Genomic DNA, 261 nt, shown 5'->3' on the forward strand with positions numbered 1-261 from the left:
TGGTCGAAGGCCGTGCCATCCGGATCGTGGACGGTCAGGATGCCGCTTACACCGAGCTCATGCACGGACGATCGTCCGACATTCTTGTCCTCGGTGAGATCACCCGTATCAGTGCCCGCGATGATGGCGGCATCATCGGTCGCACCCAGCGTCAGGGAGGCGGTCTGCGCAACGCTCCCGCCGTGGCCGTCGGTGACCTGGTAGCTGAGCGTGACCGGGCCGTTGTAATCCGGGTCCGGGGTGAAGGTGAAGCCATGCGTA

At 64.4% G+C, this 261-nt stretch carries 1 protein-coding gene; it reads right to left on the reverse strand.

Annotated elements, in window-relative coordinates; genetic code table 11:
* A partial coding sequence (locus tag Q666_RS57995) for a cadherin-like domain-containing protein (protein WP_035909612.1) occupies window positions 1-261 on the reverse strand: 261 nt, incomplete at both ends.

Origin of the sequence: Labrenzia sp. C1B70 (assembly GCF_000475395.1) — a bacterium.
GTDB lineage: Bacteria > Pseudomonadota > Alphaproteobacteria > Rhizobiales > Stappiaceae > Roseibium > Roseibium algicola.